Raw genomic sequence first — 16,632 nt, 5'->3', positions numbered from 1 at the left:
GGGTGCCGGGACGGTGGGCGGGTGGGGACGGACCGGGTCAGGCGGGGTCGAGCGCGAACCAGCGGACGCCGTGCGACGCGACGACGACGTCGAGCACGCCGTCGACCTGCACGGGCTCGCCCGGGCGCCACAGGTCCGCCGCGCGCCACGGACGACGGGCCGCGACGGCACCCACGACCGAGGCGAGCGGCACGGTGAGCCGGCGCTCGGTCGGCCCGGTCCAGAAGACGGCGACCCAACGCGTGTCGTCGTCGCCGGCCGCGGCGGTCCACACGACGACCTCGCCGTCGTCGACGGGCTCACGGACGATCTCGCGGTTCTCGGTGCTGCGCGCCAGCACGCTCGCGAGCGCGGGGTTGGCGAGCAGGTCGAGCGTCGCGGCGTCGGTCTCGGGCAGGTGCCCGCCGACCATGAGCGGCGAGCGGCCCATGACCCACAGCGTGAGGAGCGTGCGCTGCTCGTCGGGCGTGAGGCGGCTGTCGCGCGGCTCGCCGCGCTCGGCGCGCAGCCCGATCCGGCCGAGCGGCAGCATGTCGGCGTCGGCCCATCCGCCCGGCCGCTGGTGCGGCGCCCACCGGGCGAGGCGCGCGAGCTGGGCGTGCACGTCGTCCCACCGGTCCCAGAGGTCGTCGCTGATGCGCCACATCTGGGCGTGCTCGCGCAGGTGGCCGAGGTGCGTCGTCGACAGGTGCGTGCCGGGCGACAGCGACAGGACGACGTCCCGTCCGGTGCGCGCGATCGCGCGGGCGACGGCCTCGACGTCCCGGTCGTGGTACGGCGCGAGCATGTCGTCGACCTTGAGGAAGTCGACGCCCCAGCCGGCGAGCTGGCCGATCAGCGCGTCGTACCAGGCCTGCGCACCGGGGTGGTCGTGGTCGACGCCGACGTTGTCGGGGTTCCACGCGCACGCGTCGCCCGGGGCGGCGACGTCGCGCGCGGTCCACGAGGTGCCGTGGATCGGCAGGTCGCGCTCGACGGCCAGCCGCGGGATGCCGCGCATGAGGTGCACGCCGAACCGCAGGCCCATGCCGTGGACCGCGTCGCCGAGCGGCCGGAACCCCGCACCGCCCGCGGCCGACGGGAAGCGGTTCGGGGCGGGCAGCTGGCGGCCGTGGTCGTCGAGCACGAGCGGGGCGCCGTCGTTGTAGCCGTGCGCGCGGGCCGTCGGGTCGTACCAGGCGATGTCGACGACGACCGTGTCCCAGCCCGCCGGGAGCAGCCGGTCGCGCAGCACCGTCGCGTTCGCGAGGACCTCGTCCTCGGTGACGGTCGTGCCGAAGCAGTCCCAGCTGTTCCACCCCATGGGGGGCGTCGCGGCGAGCCGCGCGGTGCGACGCCCGCGGCGGGAGGTGGGGGCGTCGGGGTCGACGGTGGTCACGGCGGCTCCTCTCGGCACACCCCGTCGACGGCGACCGGGATGGCTGCGCACCACCGTACGGCACATTTCCAACGTTGTAGAGCGCGCCTCCGGTCGCGGGCACGCACGGGTGCGGCGGCTAGGCTCGCCGCGTGACGCCCGGGATCCACGCCGTCGGCCTGGTGCTCCGCCAGCCGACCCGGCTGCTGGGGCTCGAGGCCTTCTCCATGCAGCTCATCGCCGGCATCGAGGAGTCGCTCTCCGCCGAGGGCCGCTCGCTGCTCCTGCACATCGTCGGCTCACTCGACGCCGAGCTCGCGACCTACCGCCGCTGGGCCGAGCAGCACCAGGTCGAGGCCGTGGTGCTGCACAACCTCACGGTCGACGACCCGCGCCTCGACGCGCTCGCCACGCTCGGCGTGCCCGCCGTCGTCGTCGGCGGACCGTCGCGCGACCTGCCCGTCGCGAACGTGTTCGTCGACAACGCGGCCGAGGCGCACGAGGCCGTCGACCACCTCGTCGCGCTCGGCCACCGCCGCCTCGCGCGCGTCACCGGCCCGCACGACCTCGCGCACACCCGCACACGCACCGACGCGTTCGTCGAGCGGTGCGCCGCTCTCGGCGTCGACGGCACGGTCGTCGAGGGCGACTACGGCGAGGCGTCCGGCGCCGCCGCGACGCGTGACCTGCTCGCGCGCGACCCGCGGCCGACCGCGATCGTGTTCGACAACGACGTCATGGCCGTCGCGGCGCTCGACGTCGCGCGCGAGGCCGGCCTGCGCGTGCCCGCCGACCTGTCGCTGCTCGCGTGGGACGACTCGCCGCTCGCCCGGCACGCCGCGCCGCCGCTGTCCGCGATGGCGTTCGACGTGCACGCGCTGGGCGTCCAGGTCGGCGACTGCGTGCTCAACACCGTCGCCGCGGGGCCGGTCCGCTCCTACACGGTGCCGCCCGCCCACCTGGTCACGCGCAGCTCGACGGCACCGGCGCCGTCGTCCTGAGGCCGGTCACGTCGCGGTGACCGCCGCGCGGCGGACGGAACCCGGTGCGCGGCCCGTCTCCCGGCGGTAGGCGCGGCTGAACGCGGCCTCCGAGTCGTAGCCCGTGGCGGCCGCGACGCGCGCGACGGGCTCCCCCGCGGCGAGCAGGTCGGTCGCGACGTGCATGCGCCACGACGTCACGTACTGCATGGCCGGGACGCCGACGACCTCGGTGAACCGCGCCGCGAACGCGGAGCGGGACATCGTCGCCTCGCGCGCGAGGGCCTCGACGGTCCACGGGCGGGCCGGGTCGCGGTGCACGGCCGCCACGGCGACGCCCACGTGCGGGTCGCGCAGCGCACCGAGCCAGCCCGTCGTCGCGGACTGCGCGTCGACCCACGCGCGGATCGCCTGGATGACGAGGATGTCGGCGAGCCGCGTCGTGACGGCCTCGCCACCGGGCCGGGTGCGCGTGAGCTCGTCGGCCATGAGGCCGAGCGTCCCGGCGATCCACGGCGCGGCGCCGTCGTCGGCGGGCACGTGGACGACGGGTGGCAGGAGCTCGAGGAGCAGGCGCGACGCCGGGCCGTCGACGGACAGCACGCCGCACACGAGGTCCGTGCGCGGGCCGCCGCCGTCGTACCGCAGCACCGAGTAGTGGTCGCTCACGTAGTCCTGCGGGAGCTCGTCGACGCGCCCCATCGACGCCACCCCGGGCGCGCTGCGCAGGACGTGGCCGCGGCCGTGCGGCACGAGCGCGAGGTCCCCCGCGCGCAGGAGGACCGGGGGGACGCCGTCGACCTCGACCCAGCACTCGCCCTCGGCGACGACGTGAAAGCTCACGCACTCGCCGAACGCGGGCATGTCGACGGCCCAGGGTCCCGTGGCCTCGGTGTGGCAGTAGAAGAAGCCGGTGACGCGCAGCCGGTGCAGGGCCTCGCCGACGGGGTCGACCGAGCCCCACGGCGCTTCGGGGGCGAGCACGCTCATCGGGCACCTCCGGCTGGACGATCTGTCATGTTCCGGCGACTCACGAGCATAGACCGTCCAAGGCTCGGAGCGGTGTGCTGGGAGCACCACGGAGCAGCGACCGCCGCTCCCCCACCGAAGGAGCCCACCATGAAGGTCCTCGTCGTCGGAGCCACCGGAGGGTCCGGCCGCGCCGCGGTCGCCGAGCTCGTCCGCCGTGGCCACGAGGTCACCGCCCTGTCCCGTCACGCGGCCGCGCTCACCGGCCCGCACGTCCGCGGCGTCGACGGCGACGCGACCGACGCCGCAACGGTCGACGCGCTCGTCGCCGGGCAGGACGCCGTCGTCGTCACGCTCGGCATCAGCGAGAACCCGCTCCGGGTGCGCCTGCGCGGCCCGGCCGGCACCCCCATCGACGTCCGCTCGCGCGGCACGCGCAACGTCGTCGCGTCGATGCGCCGGCACGGCGTGCGCCGGATCGTCGTGCAGTCGTCGTACGGCGTCGGCACGACGCGCGACCGGCTCCCGTTCTCGGCCAAGCTGTTCTTCGCGCTGCTCATCGCACCGCAGATCGCCGACGAGGAGCGCACGTCCGCCGAGCTCCGCGCGACCGAGCTCGACTGGGTCGAGGTGCAGCCCGTCTACCTGTCCGACGACGACATCCCGTACCCCGCGTTCACGACGACCAACGGCGACGTGCGCGGCATGAAGGTCTCGCGCGGCCAGGTCGGGCGCGTGCTCGCCGACGCTGTCGAGCGCGACGACCTCGCACGCCGGTCGATCGCCGTCTCGCAGGACACCGACGCCGTGCCGGGCGGACGCCGGGCGCGCGCGGGGGCCGCCGCCTGACCCGCCCCGCTCGCGCAGCACGGACCCCGGGTCTCAGGGACGTGGCCGGTCGCCAGGCCGACGCCCGTCGCGCCCCTGACGCCCCCCTCGCAGCGCGAGACCGACATGGTGGCCGTTCCGAGCTCTCGAACGGTCACCATGTCGGTGTCGACGGAGCGACGGAGTCGGGTCAGCGGCGCAGGATGCGGCGGGACAGGCGGTTGCCGAGGGACTGGGCCAGCTGGACGAGCACGATGATGACGATCACCGTGATCCACACGACCGCGAAGTTCCACCGCTTGTACCCGTAGTCGAGCGCGAACGCGCCGAGCCCGCCGCCGTCGAGGGTCCCGGCGAGCGCGGACATGTCGACGAGCGCGACGAACACGAAGGTGAACCCGAGGATGAGCGGGCCGAGCGCCTCGGGGACCAGCAGCGTCAGCACGATCCGCCACCGCGAGGCGCCCGTCGCGCGGGCCGCCTCGATGACGCCGGGGTCGATCGCGACGAGGTTCTGCTCGACGATCCGGGACACCCCGAAGGTCGCGGCGAACGACAGCGGCACGATCATCGCGGTGCTGCCGAGCCGGGTGCCGATGAGCCCGACGGTCACGGGCGCGATGATCATCAGCAGGATGAGGAACGGGATCGGCCGGAAGACGTTGACGACGAGGTTGAGCACCCCGAACACCGGCCGGTTCGACAGCAGCCCGCCGCGCCGCGTCGTGTAGAGCGCGATGCCCAGGACGAGCCCGAGGACCCCGCCGATGAGCAGCGTCGCGGACACCATGTAGAGCGTCTCGCCCGCGGCCTGGAGCAGCTTGGGGCCGTGGAACGCGGGGTCGAAGTCCCCGGCGGCGGGGAGGACCGTCGCGGCGGACGGCGACGCGACCGCCGGCAGCCCGGTCGCGAGGGCCGACGCGAGCGCGGTCATCGGACGGCCTCCTCGACGGGCGCGACGGCGCCCAGCTGCGCGACGAGCGCGTCGACGGCCGCGTCGGGCCCGTCGAGCGCGAGCGTGAGCGACCCGAACGACTGGTCCTGCAGCGTGCCGATGCCGCCGTAGACGATCTCGAACGCGACACCCGACGAGCCCGCCGACGCGAGCACCGACCCGAGCCTCGAGCTGTCGGTCATGGTGACGGTGACGATGCGGCCGGTGTGGGTGCGCTGCAGCCGCTCGAGGACGGTGCCGCGGGGCCGGTCGTGCACGACGGTCGACACGAACCGCCGGGTGACGTCGGCCTGCGGCCGCGTGAACACGTCGAACACGCTCCCGGTCTCGGCGACGCGCCCGTTCTCGAGCACCGCGACCCGGTCGGCGATGGACCGGACGACCTCGAGCTCGTGCGTGATGACGACGATCGTCACGCCGAGCTCGCGGTTCACCTTCTGCAGCAGGTGCAGGACGTCCTGCGTGGTCTGCGGGTCCAGCGCGCTGGTCGACTCGTCGGCGAGCAGGATCTTGGGCTGCGCCGCGAGCGCCCGCGCGATGCCGACGCGCTGCTTCTGCCCGCCCGACAGCTGGTCGGGGTAGGAGTGCGCGCGGTCGAGCAGGCCGACGAAGTCGAGCAGCTCGGCGATGCGCCGGTCACGGTCGGCCTTGGGCCAGCCGGCGACCTTGAGCGGGAACGCGACGTTCCCCGCGACGGTGCGCGACGAGAACAGGTTGAACTGCTGGAAGATCATGCCGATGTCGCGGCGCTTGCGCTCGAGCGCGCGCTCGGACAGCGCGGCGACGTCGTCGCCGTCGACGACCAGCTGCCCCGACGTGACGCGCTCGAGGCCGTTGATGAGCCGCACGAGGGTGCTCTTGCCGGCGCCGGAGTAGCCGATGACGCCGAAGATCTCGCCCTGCTCGACGGTGAGGTCGACGCCGTCCACGGCGCGGATCGGCCCGTTCGGGCCGTCGAACACCTTGGTGACGTCGCGGAACTCGATGATGGGGGTCACGTGGGGGGGACCTTTCACGAAAGACGAGAGGCCGCGCGACCCGGTCCCCGTGGGTGGTGGGACCGGGCCGCGCGGACCGGCTCAGGCAGCGGCCTCGAGGTTCTCCTGCGTCTGCTTCAGCACGTCCTGGAGCTTCGCGGCGTCGTAGCCCTCGACGATCGTCGCGGTGCCACCCGACGACTCGACGACCGACTCGAGCACCTTCGGGTCGTGGTAGAGCTCGACGATCTTCTGGTACGTCGGGTTGTCCACGTCGTCCGGGCGGGCGGCGATGATGTTGATGTACGGCTGCGCCCCGGGCGAGTTCGGGTCGTCCGCGAAGACGTAGCTGTCGAGGTCGAAGCCCGCGTCGGTCGCGAAGTTGTTGTTGACGATGACGCCCGCGACGTCGGGGTCGCCGATGAGGCCGGCGGTCTGCGACGCCTCGACGGGACGGACGACGACGGTCGACGCGTCGGTGTCGACGTCGTCCGGCGTCGGCACCTTGGGCTCGCCGGTGAACTCGATCAGGCCGGCCTCCTCGAGCACGAACAGCGCACGTGCCTGGTTGGTGGCGTCGTTCGGGATGGCGACCTGCTCGCCCTTCGTGAACTCGGAGACGTCGGTGTGCTTCTGCGAGTACAGCGGCAGCGGCACGATCAGCGTCGAGCCGATGGGCTGCAGGTCGTCGCCGGTGTTGTTGTTGTGGTCGGCCAGATACAGGATGTGCTGGAACGCGTTGAGGTCGATCTCGTCCTCGGTGAGCGCCGGGTTCGGCTGCGTGTACTCGGAGAAGCCGACGATCTCGAGGTCGATGCCCTCCTCCGCAGCGAGGTCCTTCAGGATCTCCCAGTGCGGCTGGCCGACGTCGGTCGTGCCGAGGCGGACGACGGTCGCGCCGTCACCGGCGGCGGAGTCGGCCGCGTCGGGACGCGTGAACGCGAAGACGAGCGCGCCGACCAGCACCACGACGGCGACGACAGCGCCGACGACGAGACCGGTGCGGCGCTTGCCGCCGTTCTTCGCCGGGAGGACGGGGACGTTCTCGGACATGGGGTGTGTCTCCTTGCGGTGTGCCCGACGGTTCCGGGCGGGTCAGGGACGGGCGTCGTGGGACGCCGGCCGCGTGGCCGTGGGCCGGTGCGGCGGTGGGACGAGGACGGCGGGGTGCCGTCGGTCGAGGCGTGCGGCGTCGTGCGCCGGGCGGCTCAGGTGCGGCGCTGTGCCGGTGTCAGACCAGCTGGCCGTGGGTCGCCGGACACGCGGGCATGCGACACATGACGGCCGTGGCGGCGGTCATGGTGCGGGCCTCGCGGGTGTCCGTCGATCGACCTCTTCCTCGCGCGCCGGCGACGCGGTGCCGGGCGGTGGCGTCAGTGAAGCGAACCTGCTGGACACGTGTCACATCCCGACCAGTCATGTCGAGATGCAGGCCTCGGCGGGCGGCGCCGACGGGCCGGGCGGCGAGCGCGCGGGCGACGGGCTGCGGGGTCATGCGTCCTCCTCGGGCGCCAGGGCGCCGGTCGACTTGTGGGCGCCGCCGTGACGCACCACCGGTTCTCGCCCCGGGGCACCCCGCTCGATCAGGAGGGTTGCCGTGCAGCCAGCCGGGTACTTGACGCTGCAGCTCGTGAACCACCGCCCAGGATAGTCGACGGTCCGCGCGGTCTCGACGAGACGCTGGTCACGCGCGCCGACGCACCCCCTCGCACCCGCGGCGCGCACCGCGGGCCGCCGGAGCCCGGTCGGGCACGACGAGGCCCCCGACGCGACACGTACGTCGGGGGCCTCGTGAGCAGGCCGGGCCGGCTGCCCGACGTCGGGTCAGGCCCCGGTGGACGGTTCGTCCGTGGACGCGGGGGCACCCTCTCCCGCGAGCAGCAGGTAGAGGTCACGGCGGGCACGGTCGAGGACCGCGACCGCGGCCGTCGCCTGCTCGGGCGTCCCGGTCCGGGCGACCTGGACGGCGGCGGCGGACAGCGCCTCGATCGCGGGCCGCAGGGCCTTGGCCGGGTGGACGGGGCGCTCGGCCGCGTCGAGCCACGGGTTGCCGAGCGCGTCGCGGTTCTGCTCGACGTAGCCCGCGCCCAGCTCGGTCAGCCGGGCCAGGCGTCGGCCGCCCTCGGCGGACAGCGTGACGAGCCCCTCGTCCTCGAGCATCGCGAGCGCCGGGTAGACGGCACCCGGGCTGGGCCGCCAGCGACCCTCGGACCGCTCGCCGATCTCCTGGATGAGCTGGTAGCCGTGCATCGGCTGCTCGGTGAGCAGCAGCAGGACCGCGGCGCGGATGTCGCCGCGACCGGCCCGGCCGCCGCGGCGCCCGCCGTGGCGCGGGTGGGGTCCGCCGTGGTGGCCGCCGAAGCCGCGACCGCCGCGCGGGCCGGGGCCGCCGGGTCCGCCGGGGCCGAAGCCGGGGCCGAACCCCGGACCGAAGCCGGGGCCGAACGGGGGGCCGGACGGGCGGCCGGTCGCGTCGTCGTCGAAGGCGTCGGGACCGGCGGGGTGGTGGTGGAAGCGGTGGTGCCGCATGGGTGAGCTCCTCGGGATCGTGGGTGCCGGCGGGGATGCGGGGCACGGCTCGACCGGGGTGTCCCGGGAGGGGTGCGGCGCGATGCCGACGTCCTGAACGATATATCGTTGATACATCGTTCGCAAGACCCTGCCGGCAGTCAGATCGCGCGCGACGGTGACCAGAACGACCAGGGCTCCCCCTCCGGCCCGAGAGCCCCGTACTCGCGCACGCCGTACGACTGGTCCGTCGGTGGGTAGGTCACCGTGCCGCCCCGCGCGACGACCGCCGCGTGGTGGGCGTCGACGTCGCGGACCGTCACGACGAGCATCCCCGTCGCGGCTCCGAGCGCTGCCGGCGACGCCAACCGCCACTCCGGCGCCACGCGGTGCAGCATGACGATCCCGTCGGCCGTCCGGACCTCCCCGTGCACGACCGTCCCCGCGTCGTCGCGGTGCACCGCGCCCGGCTCGAGCCCGAAGACGTCGACGAGGTGCCGGTGCGCGGCCTCCAGGTCCGCGTAGACGAGGACCGCGACGCGCCGCAGCGGCTCCGTCGGCGCCACGACGGTGTCCTCCAGGACGGCCAGCAGCCGGCGGCACACGTCGACGTCGCTCACGTCGTCGTCGCGGCGTGCGGCCCGGTCGGCAGCGACGTCCGGACGCGTCGCGCTGAGCCGGTGCAGCAGGCGCTCCATGCGCAGCACCTGGTCCTCCAGTTCGACCAGGTGGGTGCGCAGCGCCCCGTCGAGCGTCCACCCGGGCTGGTCGAGCGCTGCCGCGATGTCGTCGAGCGGCACCCCGAACCGCCGCAGCACGCTGATCCGGTACAGCCGCTCGACGTGCGCCCGGCGGTACACGCGGTGCCCTGCGGCGGTGCGGTCGGGTCGCAGCAGGCCGACGTCGTCGTAGTGGTGCAGCGTGCGGACGGTGAGCCCCGTGAGCGCGGCGAGGTCGCCCACGCGCCAGCCCGCGCCGCCGGTCCCCTCGTCGGGGGCGCCGCCGTCGTCCGCCTGCTCGCTCACCCCGCCCGCCTCGCCCTCGTCGGGACCCACCGGCCCGTGCCGCCGCGGTTCAGAGCGGCGAGTGGATCGCCCAGCGGTGTCCGAACGGGTCGACGAGCCAGCCGCGCCGCTCGTCGCCCTGGTCAGCGGGCTCGCGGTCGACCGTCGCGCCCGCCGCCACCGCCCGCGCGTACACGGCGTCGACGTCGTCGACCTCCAGCACGACGGCTGCCGTCGCGTGTCCGAGCGTGGCCGGGGCGTACGCGCCGAAGTCGTGGAACTCGTCGGACAGGTAGAAGGGCCGGCCGCCGATCGCGAGCGCCGCGAAGCCGATCCGCCCGTCGTCCTCGGTGTACCGCTCGCCGGTCTCCGTCGCGCCGAACGCGGCGGCGTAGTACTCGACGGCCTTCGCGGCGTCGTGCACGGTCAGGTAGGGCACCAGCTGGGTCATCGCAGCCTCCCGCTCGGACATGCCGCGGGCACCGGCGCCCGCACCGCCGACGCTAGGCCCTCACGTCACGTGAGGTGCAAGGGCGCGACGGGCCGCGCGTGCGGCGCCGCGCCGGAGCACCGCGAGCACGACCGGGACGAGGACGACCCCGACGGCCAGGAGCCACACGAGCCGGACCGCGGGCGGGTCCACGTGCACGCCCGCGAGCGAGACGACGACGAGCGCCGGCAGCCCGATCGCGACGGCGCGCTGGGCGCTCGCCCGTCGGCCGGCCGGGCGGTCGACGCCGTCGGCCCTGTCGCCGCGCACGGCCAGCACCACGTGGATCGTCGTGGCGACCAGCGCGTATGTCGCGTACGCGCCGACCGCGAACCAGCGGTCGCGGTCCGGCACGAGGGCGTCCGGGTCGGCGACGAAGGGGGCCAGTGTCGCGGCGACGGCGGCGAGCGCGCACGTCGAGACGAGGTGCGCCGCCCAGGCGAGCCGCGGCTCGAGCGAGCCCGGCGGCAGCAGCGCCACGCCGGCCGAGCCCCAGCGCACCGCCACGGCCCACAGGCCCACGAGCAGCGCGAACGCGCCGAGCCCGGCGACGGCGAGCGACCGGCCCCAGTCCCCCTCGCTCGCGCCCTCGATCACCTGGATCAGGGACTCCCCCAGCACGATGAGGACGAAGAGGCTCATCCGCTCGCCGAGGTGCGGCACGTCGGCTCCGAGCACCTGGATCGTGGTCGGCACGGCGCGCCCGGCGGGCCCCGGCGCACCGTCACGACCGACGCGCAGACCTTCGTCGTGCGGACGTCGCGGACCGTGCTGCCGCCGAGGATGCTCGGCGCGCCGGCGCTGCCGCGCCTCCAGCGCACGGTCCAGGCGGGCCTGCGCGGACGCAAGCAGGCGCGACCGCGTGCTCGCGAGGAGCACGCCGAGATCCAGCACGAGCCCGACGGCCCACAGCCAGTAGACGGCCGGGCCGTCGACCCACCACGACACCACCCATGGGAGCACGCCGGCGCCGGTCTGGACGAGGGGCAGGTCGACGACGACGGCCGCCCGGCGCCACGGCCGCGAGGCGACGACCCGGCCGACCACGTAGGCGATCGCGAACGCGCGCTGGTGCTCGTCCTCGATGCCGGGGACGGCCGCCGTCATGACGCCGAGCGCGAGCATCCCGGCGAGCATCGTGACCGTGCGTGTCGTCTCGCCGGCGATGTCGGCGTACGTCGTGAAGCACGCCCACACGAGCCAGAACGCGGCGAACGCGAGCACGTAGATGCCGAGCCCGACGCCCGTGCGCTCCTGCGCGAGGAGGTGCGCGAGCGCGCCGATGCCGGCCACGGCGACGAGGTCGAAGAACAGCTCGAGCCACGACGCGTGCCGCTCGACGGCGACGCCGTCGGCGACGGGCGGCCCGCCGTCGGACCCGTCGTGCGGCTCCGTGCTCCCGTCCTCCCGGGGACCGTCAGATGTCATGTCGGCATGTTCCCGCGCGGGACGCACCCGCGTCAGTCCTGCCCCCGACCCGGACCGGAGGCCGTCCCGTCGGGTCCCCCGACGGCGACGGGACGGCCGGTCCGGGCGTCAGACGGGCTGGGGCACCGACGACGTGGCGGTGAACCCGGCGGCGCGCCGCTCGTCGGCCGCGGTCCACAGGGTGGTGCCGACCTCGGCCTGCACGAGCGGGAACACCTCCTCGGCGAACCGGCGCAGCACGTCCTCCTGACGCGACGGCTCGAGCAGGTGGTTGACGAGACGGACTGCAGGTCGTGCCCGTAGGAGCGGTGGTAGTCGAGGATCTTCTCGGCGACGCGCTCGGGCGAGCCGACCAGGGCCGGTCCGCGCTCGACGGCCTCCTCGATCGTGCGGAAGCTCGTCACCTTCCCGACGGCCGCCGGGTCGTGCCGTCGCGCGGCCTGCGCCCGGACCAGCCCCTCGTACAGCGGCCGGGTTCCACGCGGCGCGGCCGCCGGACAGGACGTCGAGCGTCGCGAACTGCCGGGCGATCTCCCACGGCTCGTTGAACGTCGTGTTGATCGTGCCGACCAGCCCGAGCCGGTCGGTGACAGCGGCGAGCGCGGCGAGCACGGGCAGCGTGTCGGGGCGACCGACGACGTCGAGGTCGAAGATCTCCCCTTGTGCTCGCGCAGGCGCAGGCCCTCGGCGAGGAAGAAGAAGTCGAGACGGCGTCCTCGGCCTTGCAGGCGAGGTGCTCGAACGACGCGAAGCCGATCTGGCTGCCGGAGTCGGGCTCGGTCCACACCGTGGTGCTGTTCACACCCGGGAAGTGCGCGCGGAGGTGGAGCTGCTTGCGGGGGCGGTTCGTCGTGGTCGGCGGCTCAGGCGATCGCGGTCGAGTAGCGGCTGACGGGCCGAGCCAGCCCGAGCGTGTCGCGGAACGTCGTGCCCGGGTAGGACGCACGGAAGACGCCGGCCGCGCGCAGCAGCGGGACGACCTCGTCGGCGACGCCGTCGACGTCGGTGTGCAGCGCGGCGGGTCGCAGCGTGAACCCGTCGACCGCTCCCGTCGTCGTCCACTCCTCGATCGTCGCGGCCAGGTCCGCGGCGGTGCCGACGTGCGCGGCACCCTCGTGCGTGCGGCACCCAGGGGCGGCGAGCGCGTCGAGCAGCGCGAGCCGCTCGCGGGCGGCGTGCTCGGTCTCGCCGAGGACGACGAACAGGTCGGCGACGATCCGCAGCTCGTCGGGGTCGCGCCCGACGGCCGCGGCAGCCGCGCGGATCTCGGCGCGCTGGAGCGCCGCGTCCCCGCGGTCGGTCACGCGGATGCGCACGACGTCGGCCCGGTGCGCGGCGAGCACGAGCGAGGGCGACGAACCGACGCGCACGACGACGGGCGGCTGGCCCTGCGGCGAGCGCGGCGTGATCGACGACCCGCGCACGGCGAACCGCACGCCGTCGTGGTCGATGCGGTGGATCTTCTCGCGGTCGACGAACCGGCCGGTCGGGACGTCGCGGATCTCGGCGTCGTCCTCCCAGCTGTCCCAGAGCTTGCGCACGACGTCGACGGCCTCGTCGGCCTCGGCGACCGCGTCGGCCTCGTCCTGCGCGGGCTTGCGGCCGAACGCGGCGGCGACCTCGTCCGTCGTGGACCAGCCGACCTGCCAGGCGGCGCGGCCGCGGCTCACGTGGTCGATGGTCTGGATGGCCTTGGCGACGTGGAACGGCTCGGTGTGGGTCGTGTCGACGGTCGCGACGATGCCGATCCCGGCGCTGCGCGGTGCGAGCCGGGCGGAGACGAGGGCGGCGTCGAGGCGACCGCGCAGCGTCGTGTCCCGGCTGGTGTGCAGCGCGAACGCGTCGTCGAACAGGACGTAGTCGAGCGTCGCGCGCTGCGCGGTCGCGACGAGCTGGCCGAGGCGCTCGGGGTCGAAGAGCCGGTGCGGCTCCGAGCCGGTGGCGCGCCACGCCTCGGGGTGGGCGCCGGCGTCGGAGAGGTCGAGGCCGAGGTGGGTGCTGGGGGTCACGGTCATGGTCCGGGTCCGTCTCTGGGGTGCACGCCGGTCGCGGGCGCGCCGAGGGCGCGTCCGTTCCGGGACGTGGCGGTGGGGTGGGACGAAGGAGCCCGCGACGGCGGGCGGCGGGGTCGGCGCGCTCCAGGCGCCGACGGCGGTGCGGCGAGGGCCGGTGTCAGCGCGTGCGACAGGAGCGCAGGGGGCGACAGCCACACGTCAGGACGGCTGCGCGTCCGGGGGCTCGCCCGCTCATCGCTCTCTCCTCACGGCAGGCCGTGCGCCTGCGTCCGCACCGTTGCCGCGAGCGGTGCGCTCTCGGCCTGGTCGTCACCCGGGGCACCCCGCCGCGCGGGAGGCTTGCCGTCCAGCGAGCCGGGGCTCGGTGCTGGAGCCCATGACCCCGAGGTCTGGCGACCCCGGTGACGAGCACACTAGAAATCCCTACCGTCGCAGTCAAGTATTGCACCGGACGGGTTCTCGCATCGTGGACATCGGCGTCCACGATGCGCACCTCGCGGTGCCACACTGCCCGCATGCCCGTGCCCGACCCGCACGCGTTCGCCGCGACCTGGCTGGCGGCCTGGAACGCCCACGACCTCGAGGCAGTGCTCGACCACTTCGCGGACGACGTCGTCTTCACGTCACCCCTCGCGGCCCGCCTCGTCCCTGGGTCCGCGGGCGTGCTGCGCGGCAAGGACGCGCTGCGCGGGTACTGGACGGAAGGCCTCCGCCGGCTCCCTGACCTGCGGTTCTCCGTCGAACGGGTGCACGCGGGCGTCGACGTCCTCGTCATCGGCTACCGCAACCAGTCGGGCGGCCTCGTCGACGAGGTGCTGCGGTTCGCCGACGGTCTGGTGATCGAAGGGCACGGCACGTACCTCGTCGAGCCGGCGACCGCGCAGTCCTGAGCCGAGCCGGACATTTCACCCCGCCTACCACCGTTCCTGCGGGCCCGCCCGAGGTGCGGCGTGCCCCTGGTCGCACGACCATGAAGGAGTTGCGACTGGAGAAACGCGGTCGTGGACGTCCGGCGGCCAACCCCGGCTACCGGGTCGAGAGAGGCAGTCAGATGGCTCTGTGGCTCATCCTCATCATCGCCGGTGTGGTGATGATCGTCCTCGGCGTCGCCGTCGAGGCCGCGAAGGTCCTGCTGTGGATCGGCGTCATCCTGCTCGTCGTCAGCCTGATCGGCTGGCTCGTCGGCAGAGGCCGTCGCGCCGTCTGACACCCCGCCCACGACCGCGCCGCACGAGAGGAGAGACCCATGGGTCTGGACGACAAGATCGAGCACGCCGCCGAAGAGGCGAAGGGCAAGGTCAAGGAGGGCGCCGGCCGGGCGACCGGCGACGAGCGCCTCGAGGCCGAGGGCCAGGCGGACCAGACGTCGGCCAACGTCAAGCAGGCCGGTGACAAGGCACGCGACGCCGTCGACGACGTCAAGGACGCCTTCAAGTAGACCGCTGCACCGGCTCGACCGGTCAGCTCCGACGGGGACGGTCCGCACGGGCCGTCCCCGTCGTCGTCCCCGCCGCTCGCACGCGTCCATCCCTCGACCGACGCCAGCGCAGGCCGGCGACGCACTCGGCGAGACCGACGGCGGCGAACGCCCACTGCACGGGCGACGTCCAGCCGACGAGCGGCAGCTGCGCCGCGACCCACCCGGCGAGGAGCGCGCCGCCGAGCACCGCGACGGTCGGCGCGCCCGCGGCACGGCGCAGCGCCGTCATGAGGACGACGAGCTGCGGGACGCCGACGAGCACCGCCAGCGCGACGGCCGGCACGACGGGCCCGGTGAGGCGCAGCACATCCTGGAGATCGTCCACCAGCGGTGCGAACGCGCCCGACAGGAAGCCCTGCACCCCGGCGACCACTCCCACGAGGGTGAACGTCGAGAGACCAAGCACCCACCGCCGCGCCGCGCGTCCCATGGTCCGACGCTGCCACCGTCGCCGGCGCCGCGGACCGGACCTCGGTCCCGACCGATCGGCGCTCGCGGCGGTGGCCGCAGCCGTCAGGACACGAGGATCTGGGTCGCCGACTCCTTGAGCATCGCGTCCGCCCAGCGTGCCTGCCGGATCGTCTCCGACCGGCAGCGCTGCGACAGGTCGACGAGGTCGCGTGCGCGCACGCCCTGTGCCGCCTGGCCGATGAGCTCCCAGTCCGAGGCGACGCCGTGCGCGAGGACGTACACGGTCCGCAGGTCCGACAGCAGCGCGAGCTCGGGCGCCCGGGCCCGGCCCAGCGCCTCGGAGAGCCGCTCGCGGACCCGCCGCGTCACGCCGGGGTCGCGCACCGGGTCCGGGTCGAGGTCCTCGTCGTGGTCGTGCGCGGCCTCAGCGACCTGCCGCACGTGGTCGACCGACCATGCGGCGAGGTCCCGGGCCATGAGGTGCACGTCGTGGACGACCGCGTGCCGTTCCGACAGGTGCAGGAGCGCCTCGGCGAGCTCGGTCTCCGAGCGGTGCACCTCGCGCAGCGCGAGCCCCAGCTTCACGTCGCCACCTCCTCGTGGACCTCGGCGCGCGTCCCACCCGAGGTCGGGCGCACACCCCGGCGCGCCGGCGCGGCCGCGCCCGTCGTCGGGGCGGGCGCGGGCGTCCCGGCGCCGTCGGCGACGCGCTCGACCTGGCACACGGCGGTCTTGAACAGCGGCTGCTTGGAGACGGCGTCCCACTCGGTCGGCGTCAGCTCGTTCGCGGCCCGGCCGGCCCCGCCGGGCTCGTGCCCGGGCTCGGTGTCCCAGTAGCCGTAGTGGAACGGCACGAACACCACCCCGCGCCGGACGTCGCTCACGCGCGCTGCGCCCTCGACCGACCCGCGTTCCGTGCGGACCAGCACGCGGTCGCCCTCGGCGATGCCACGGGCCTCGGCGTCGTGCGCCGAGAGCTCGACCCACACGTCCGGGGCGGCGTCCCGCAGCTGCGGCACCCGGCCCGTCTTGGTCCGGGTGTGGAAGTGGTAGATCGTGCGGCCCGTGACCAGCTGGAGCGGCAGGTCCTCCGACGGCAGGTGGTGCGGCGGCACGTACGGCACGGCGCGCAGCAGCGCCCGCCCCTCCGGGTTGAGGGCCTTGTACTGGTCGGCCTCGAACGGCGCGCCCGTCACGAGGTCGCGGCCGTACGTCTCGGCGTACCCGGGC

Annotated in this window: 20 protein-coding genes and 2 riboswitches; of the genes, 5 read left to right on the top strand and 15 right to left on the bottom strand. The window is 74.7% G+C overall.

What is annotated here, in order from left to right; genetic code table 11:
* Positions 1–37 precede the first annotated feature (37 nt).
* A complete protein-coding gene (locus tag OMK64_RS10630) occupies positions 38–1,378 on the bottom strand; it encodes an alpha-galactosidase (RefSeq protein ID WP_374694084.1) in 1,341 nt (446 codons plus the stop codon).
* A 131-nt stretch (positions 1,379–1,509) separates the two neighbouring features.
* Here OMK64_RS10630 and OMK64_RS10625 point away from each other — a divergent pair, with 131 nt between their 5' ends.
* Entirely contained in the window at positions 1,510–2,358 is an 849-nt protein-coding gene (locus OMK64_RS10625; protein ID WP_272728217.1) for a LacI family DNA-binding transcriptional regulator, read from the top strand.
* A 6-nt stretch (positions 2,359–2,364) separates the two neighbouring features.
* Here the strand turns inward: OMK64_RS10625 and OMK64_RS10620 are convergent, their stop codons facing one another.
* On the bottom strand, positions 2,365–3,327 hold the full coding sequence (locus tag OMK64_RS10620; RefSeq protein WP_272728215.1) for an AraC family transcriptional regulator: 963 nt from the start codon (positions 3,325–3,327) through the stop codon (positions 2,365–2,367).
* Positions 3,328–3,456: 129 nt separating this feature from the next.
* On the opposite strand from OMK64_RS10620, the gene OMK64_RS10615 reads away from it, so the two are divergent.
* The gene (locus OMK64_RS10615; protein ID WP_272728212.1) at positions 3,457–4,155 is read left to right on the top strand and encodes an NAD(P)-dependent oxidoreductase; all 699 of its coding nucleotides are present in this window, start codon (positions 3,457–3,459) and stop codon (positions 4,153–4,155) included.
* Between the two features lie 169 nt (positions 4,156–4,324).
* On the opposite strand, the gene OMK64_RS10610 is transcribed toward OMK64_RS10615, so the two are convergent.
* The 10 genes from OMK64_RS10610 to OMK64_RS10565 form a co-directional block, all read right to left on the bottom strand.
* Complete coding sequence (locus OMK64_RS10610) at positions 4,325–5,068, bottom strand: methionine ABC transporter permease (protein WP_272728210.1); 744 nt, start codon at positions 5,066–5,068, stop codon at positions 4,325–4,327.
* Positions 5,065–6,087, bottom strand: coding sequence for a methionine ABC transporter ATP-binding protein (locus tag OMK64_RS10605; protein ID WP_272728208.1), 1,023 nt, complete (start codon positions 6,085–6,087; stop codon positions 5,065–5,067). The genes OMK64_RS10610 and OMK64_RS10605 overlap by 4 nt, the downstream gene beginning before the upstream one ends.
* 81 nt (positions 6,088–6,168) lie before the next feature.
* The gene (locus tag OMK64_RS10600; RefSeq protein WP_272728206.1) at positions 6,169–7,119 is read right to left on the bottom strand and encodes a MetQ/NlpA family ABC transporter substrate-binding protein; all 951 of its coding nucleotides are present in this window, start codon (positions 7,117–7,119) and stop codon (positions 6,169–6,171) included.
* Between the two features lie 178 nt (positions 7,120–7,297).
* A complete protein-coding gene (locus OMK64_RS10595) occupies positions 7,298–7,561 on the bottom strand; it encodes a hypothetical protein (protein ID WP_272728203.1) in 264 nt (87 codons plus the stop codon).
* Positions 7,562–7,587: 26 nt separating this feature from the next.
* Positions 7,588–7,702: riboswitch (SAM riboswitch) on the bottom strand.
* Between the two features lie 188 nt (positions 7,703–7,890).
* Positions 7,891–8,595: a PadR family transcriptional regulator gene (locus tag OMK64_RS10590; protein WP_272728201.1), complete on the bottom strand. Its 705-nt coding sequence runs from the start codon at positions 8,593–8,595 to the stop codon at positions 7,891–7,893.
* 140 nt (positions 8,596–8,735) lie between these two features.
* A complete protein-coding gene (locus OMK64_RS10585; protein WP_272728199.1) occupies positions 8,736–9,599 on the bottom strand; it encodes a MerR family transcriptional regulator in 864 nt (287 codons plus the stop codon).
* 49 nt (positions 9,600–9,648) lie between these two features.
* A complete protein-coding gene (locus OMK64_RS10580; protein ID WP_272728197.1) occupies positions 9,649–10,029 on the bottom strand; it encodes a VOC family protein in 381 nt (126 codons plus the stop codon).
* A 60-nt stretch (positions 10,030–10,089) separates the two neighbouring features.
* Positions 10,090–11,496 carry a low temperature requirement protein A gene (locus OMK64_RS10575; protein WP_272728193.1) on the bottom strand — a complete coding sequence of 469 codons (1,407 nt, stop codon included), beginning with the start codon at positions 11,494–11,496 and terminating at the stop codon, positions 10,090–10,092.
* A gap of 108 nt (positions 11,497–11,604) precedes the next feature.
* Positions 11,605–12,108, bottom strand: a complete 504-nt coding sequence (locus OMK64_RS10570; protein ID WP_374694083.1) for an LLM class flavin-dependent oxidoreductase — start codon at positions 12,106–12,108, stop codon at positions 11,605–11,607.
* Positions 12,109–12,359: 251 nt separating this feature from the next.
* The gene (locus OMK64_RS10565; RefSeq protein WP_272728191.1) at positions 12,360–13,511 is read right to left on the bottom strand and encodes an LLM class flavin-dependent oxidoreductase; all 1,152 of its coding nucleotides are present in this window, start codon (positions 13,509–13,511) and stop codon (positions 12,360–12,362) included.
* A 268-nt stretch (positions 13,512–13,779) separates the two neighbouring features.
* A riboswitch (SAM riboswitch) is annotated at positions 13,780–13,893 on the bottom strand.
* Positions 13,894–14,026: 133 nt separating this feature from the next.
* On the opposite strand from OMK64_RS10565, the gene OMK64_RS10560 reads away from it, so the two are divergent.
* The 3 genes from OMK64_RS10560 to OMK64_RS10550 all read left to right on the top strand — a co-directional run bounded on the left by OMK64_RS10560 (position 14,027) and on the right by OMK64_RS10550 (position 14,949).
* Positions 14,027–14,401, top strand: a complete 375-nt coding sequence (locus OMK64_RS10560) for a nuclear transport factor 2 family protein (RefSeq protein ID WP_272728189.1) — start codon at positions 14,027–14,029, stop codon at positions 14,399–14,401.
* A gap of 161 nt (positions 14,402–14,562) precedes the next feature.
* On the top strand, positions 14,563–14,718 hold the full coding sequence (locus OMK64_RS10555) for a hypothetical protein (protein WP_272728188.1): 156 nt from the start codon (positions 14,563–14,565) through the stop codon (positions 14,716–14,718).
* Positions 14,719–14,757: 39 nt separating this feature from the next.
* Positions 14,758–14,949, top strand: coding sequence for a CsbD family protein (locus tag OMK64_RS10550; protein WP_272728185.1), 192 nt, complete (start codon positions 14,758–14,760; stop codon positions 14,947–14,949).
* Between the two features lie 22 nt (positions 14,950–14,971).
* Here OMK64_RS10550 and OMK64_RS10545 read toward each other — a convergent pair whose 3' ends face one another.
* The 3 genes from OMK64_RS10545 to OMK64_RS10535 all read right to left on the bottom strand — a co-directional run.
* Positions 14,972–15,421, bottom strand: coding sequence for a hypothetical protein (locus tag OMK64_RS10545; RefSeq protein WP_272728183.1), 450 nt, complete (start codon positions 15,419–15,421; stop codon positions 14,972–14,974).
* 83 nt (positions 15,422–15,504) lie between these two features.
* The gene (locus OMK64_RS10540; protein ID WP_272728181.1) at positions 15,505–15,987 is read right to left on the bottom strand and encodes a hypothetical protein; all 483 of its coding nucleotides are present in this window, start codon (positions 15,985–15,987) and stop codon (positions 15,505–15,507) included.
* Positions 15,984–16,632: molybdopterin oxidoreductase family protein (locus OMK64_RS10535; RefSeq protein ID WP_272728178.1), on the bottom strand; the 649-nt coding region annotated here is incomplete at its 5' end. The genes OMK64_RS10535 and OMK64_RS10540, both read right to left, overlap by 4 nt.

Source organism: Cellulomonas fimi (assembly GCF_028527925.1).
GTDB classification, from domain to species: Bacteria; Actinomycetota; Actinomycetes; order Actinomycetales; family Cellulomonadaceae; genus Cellulomonas; species Cellulomonas fimi_C.
The sequence above is the reverse complement of the archived record's forward strand: the minus strand, read 5'-3'. Positions and strand labels throughout refer to the sequence as shown.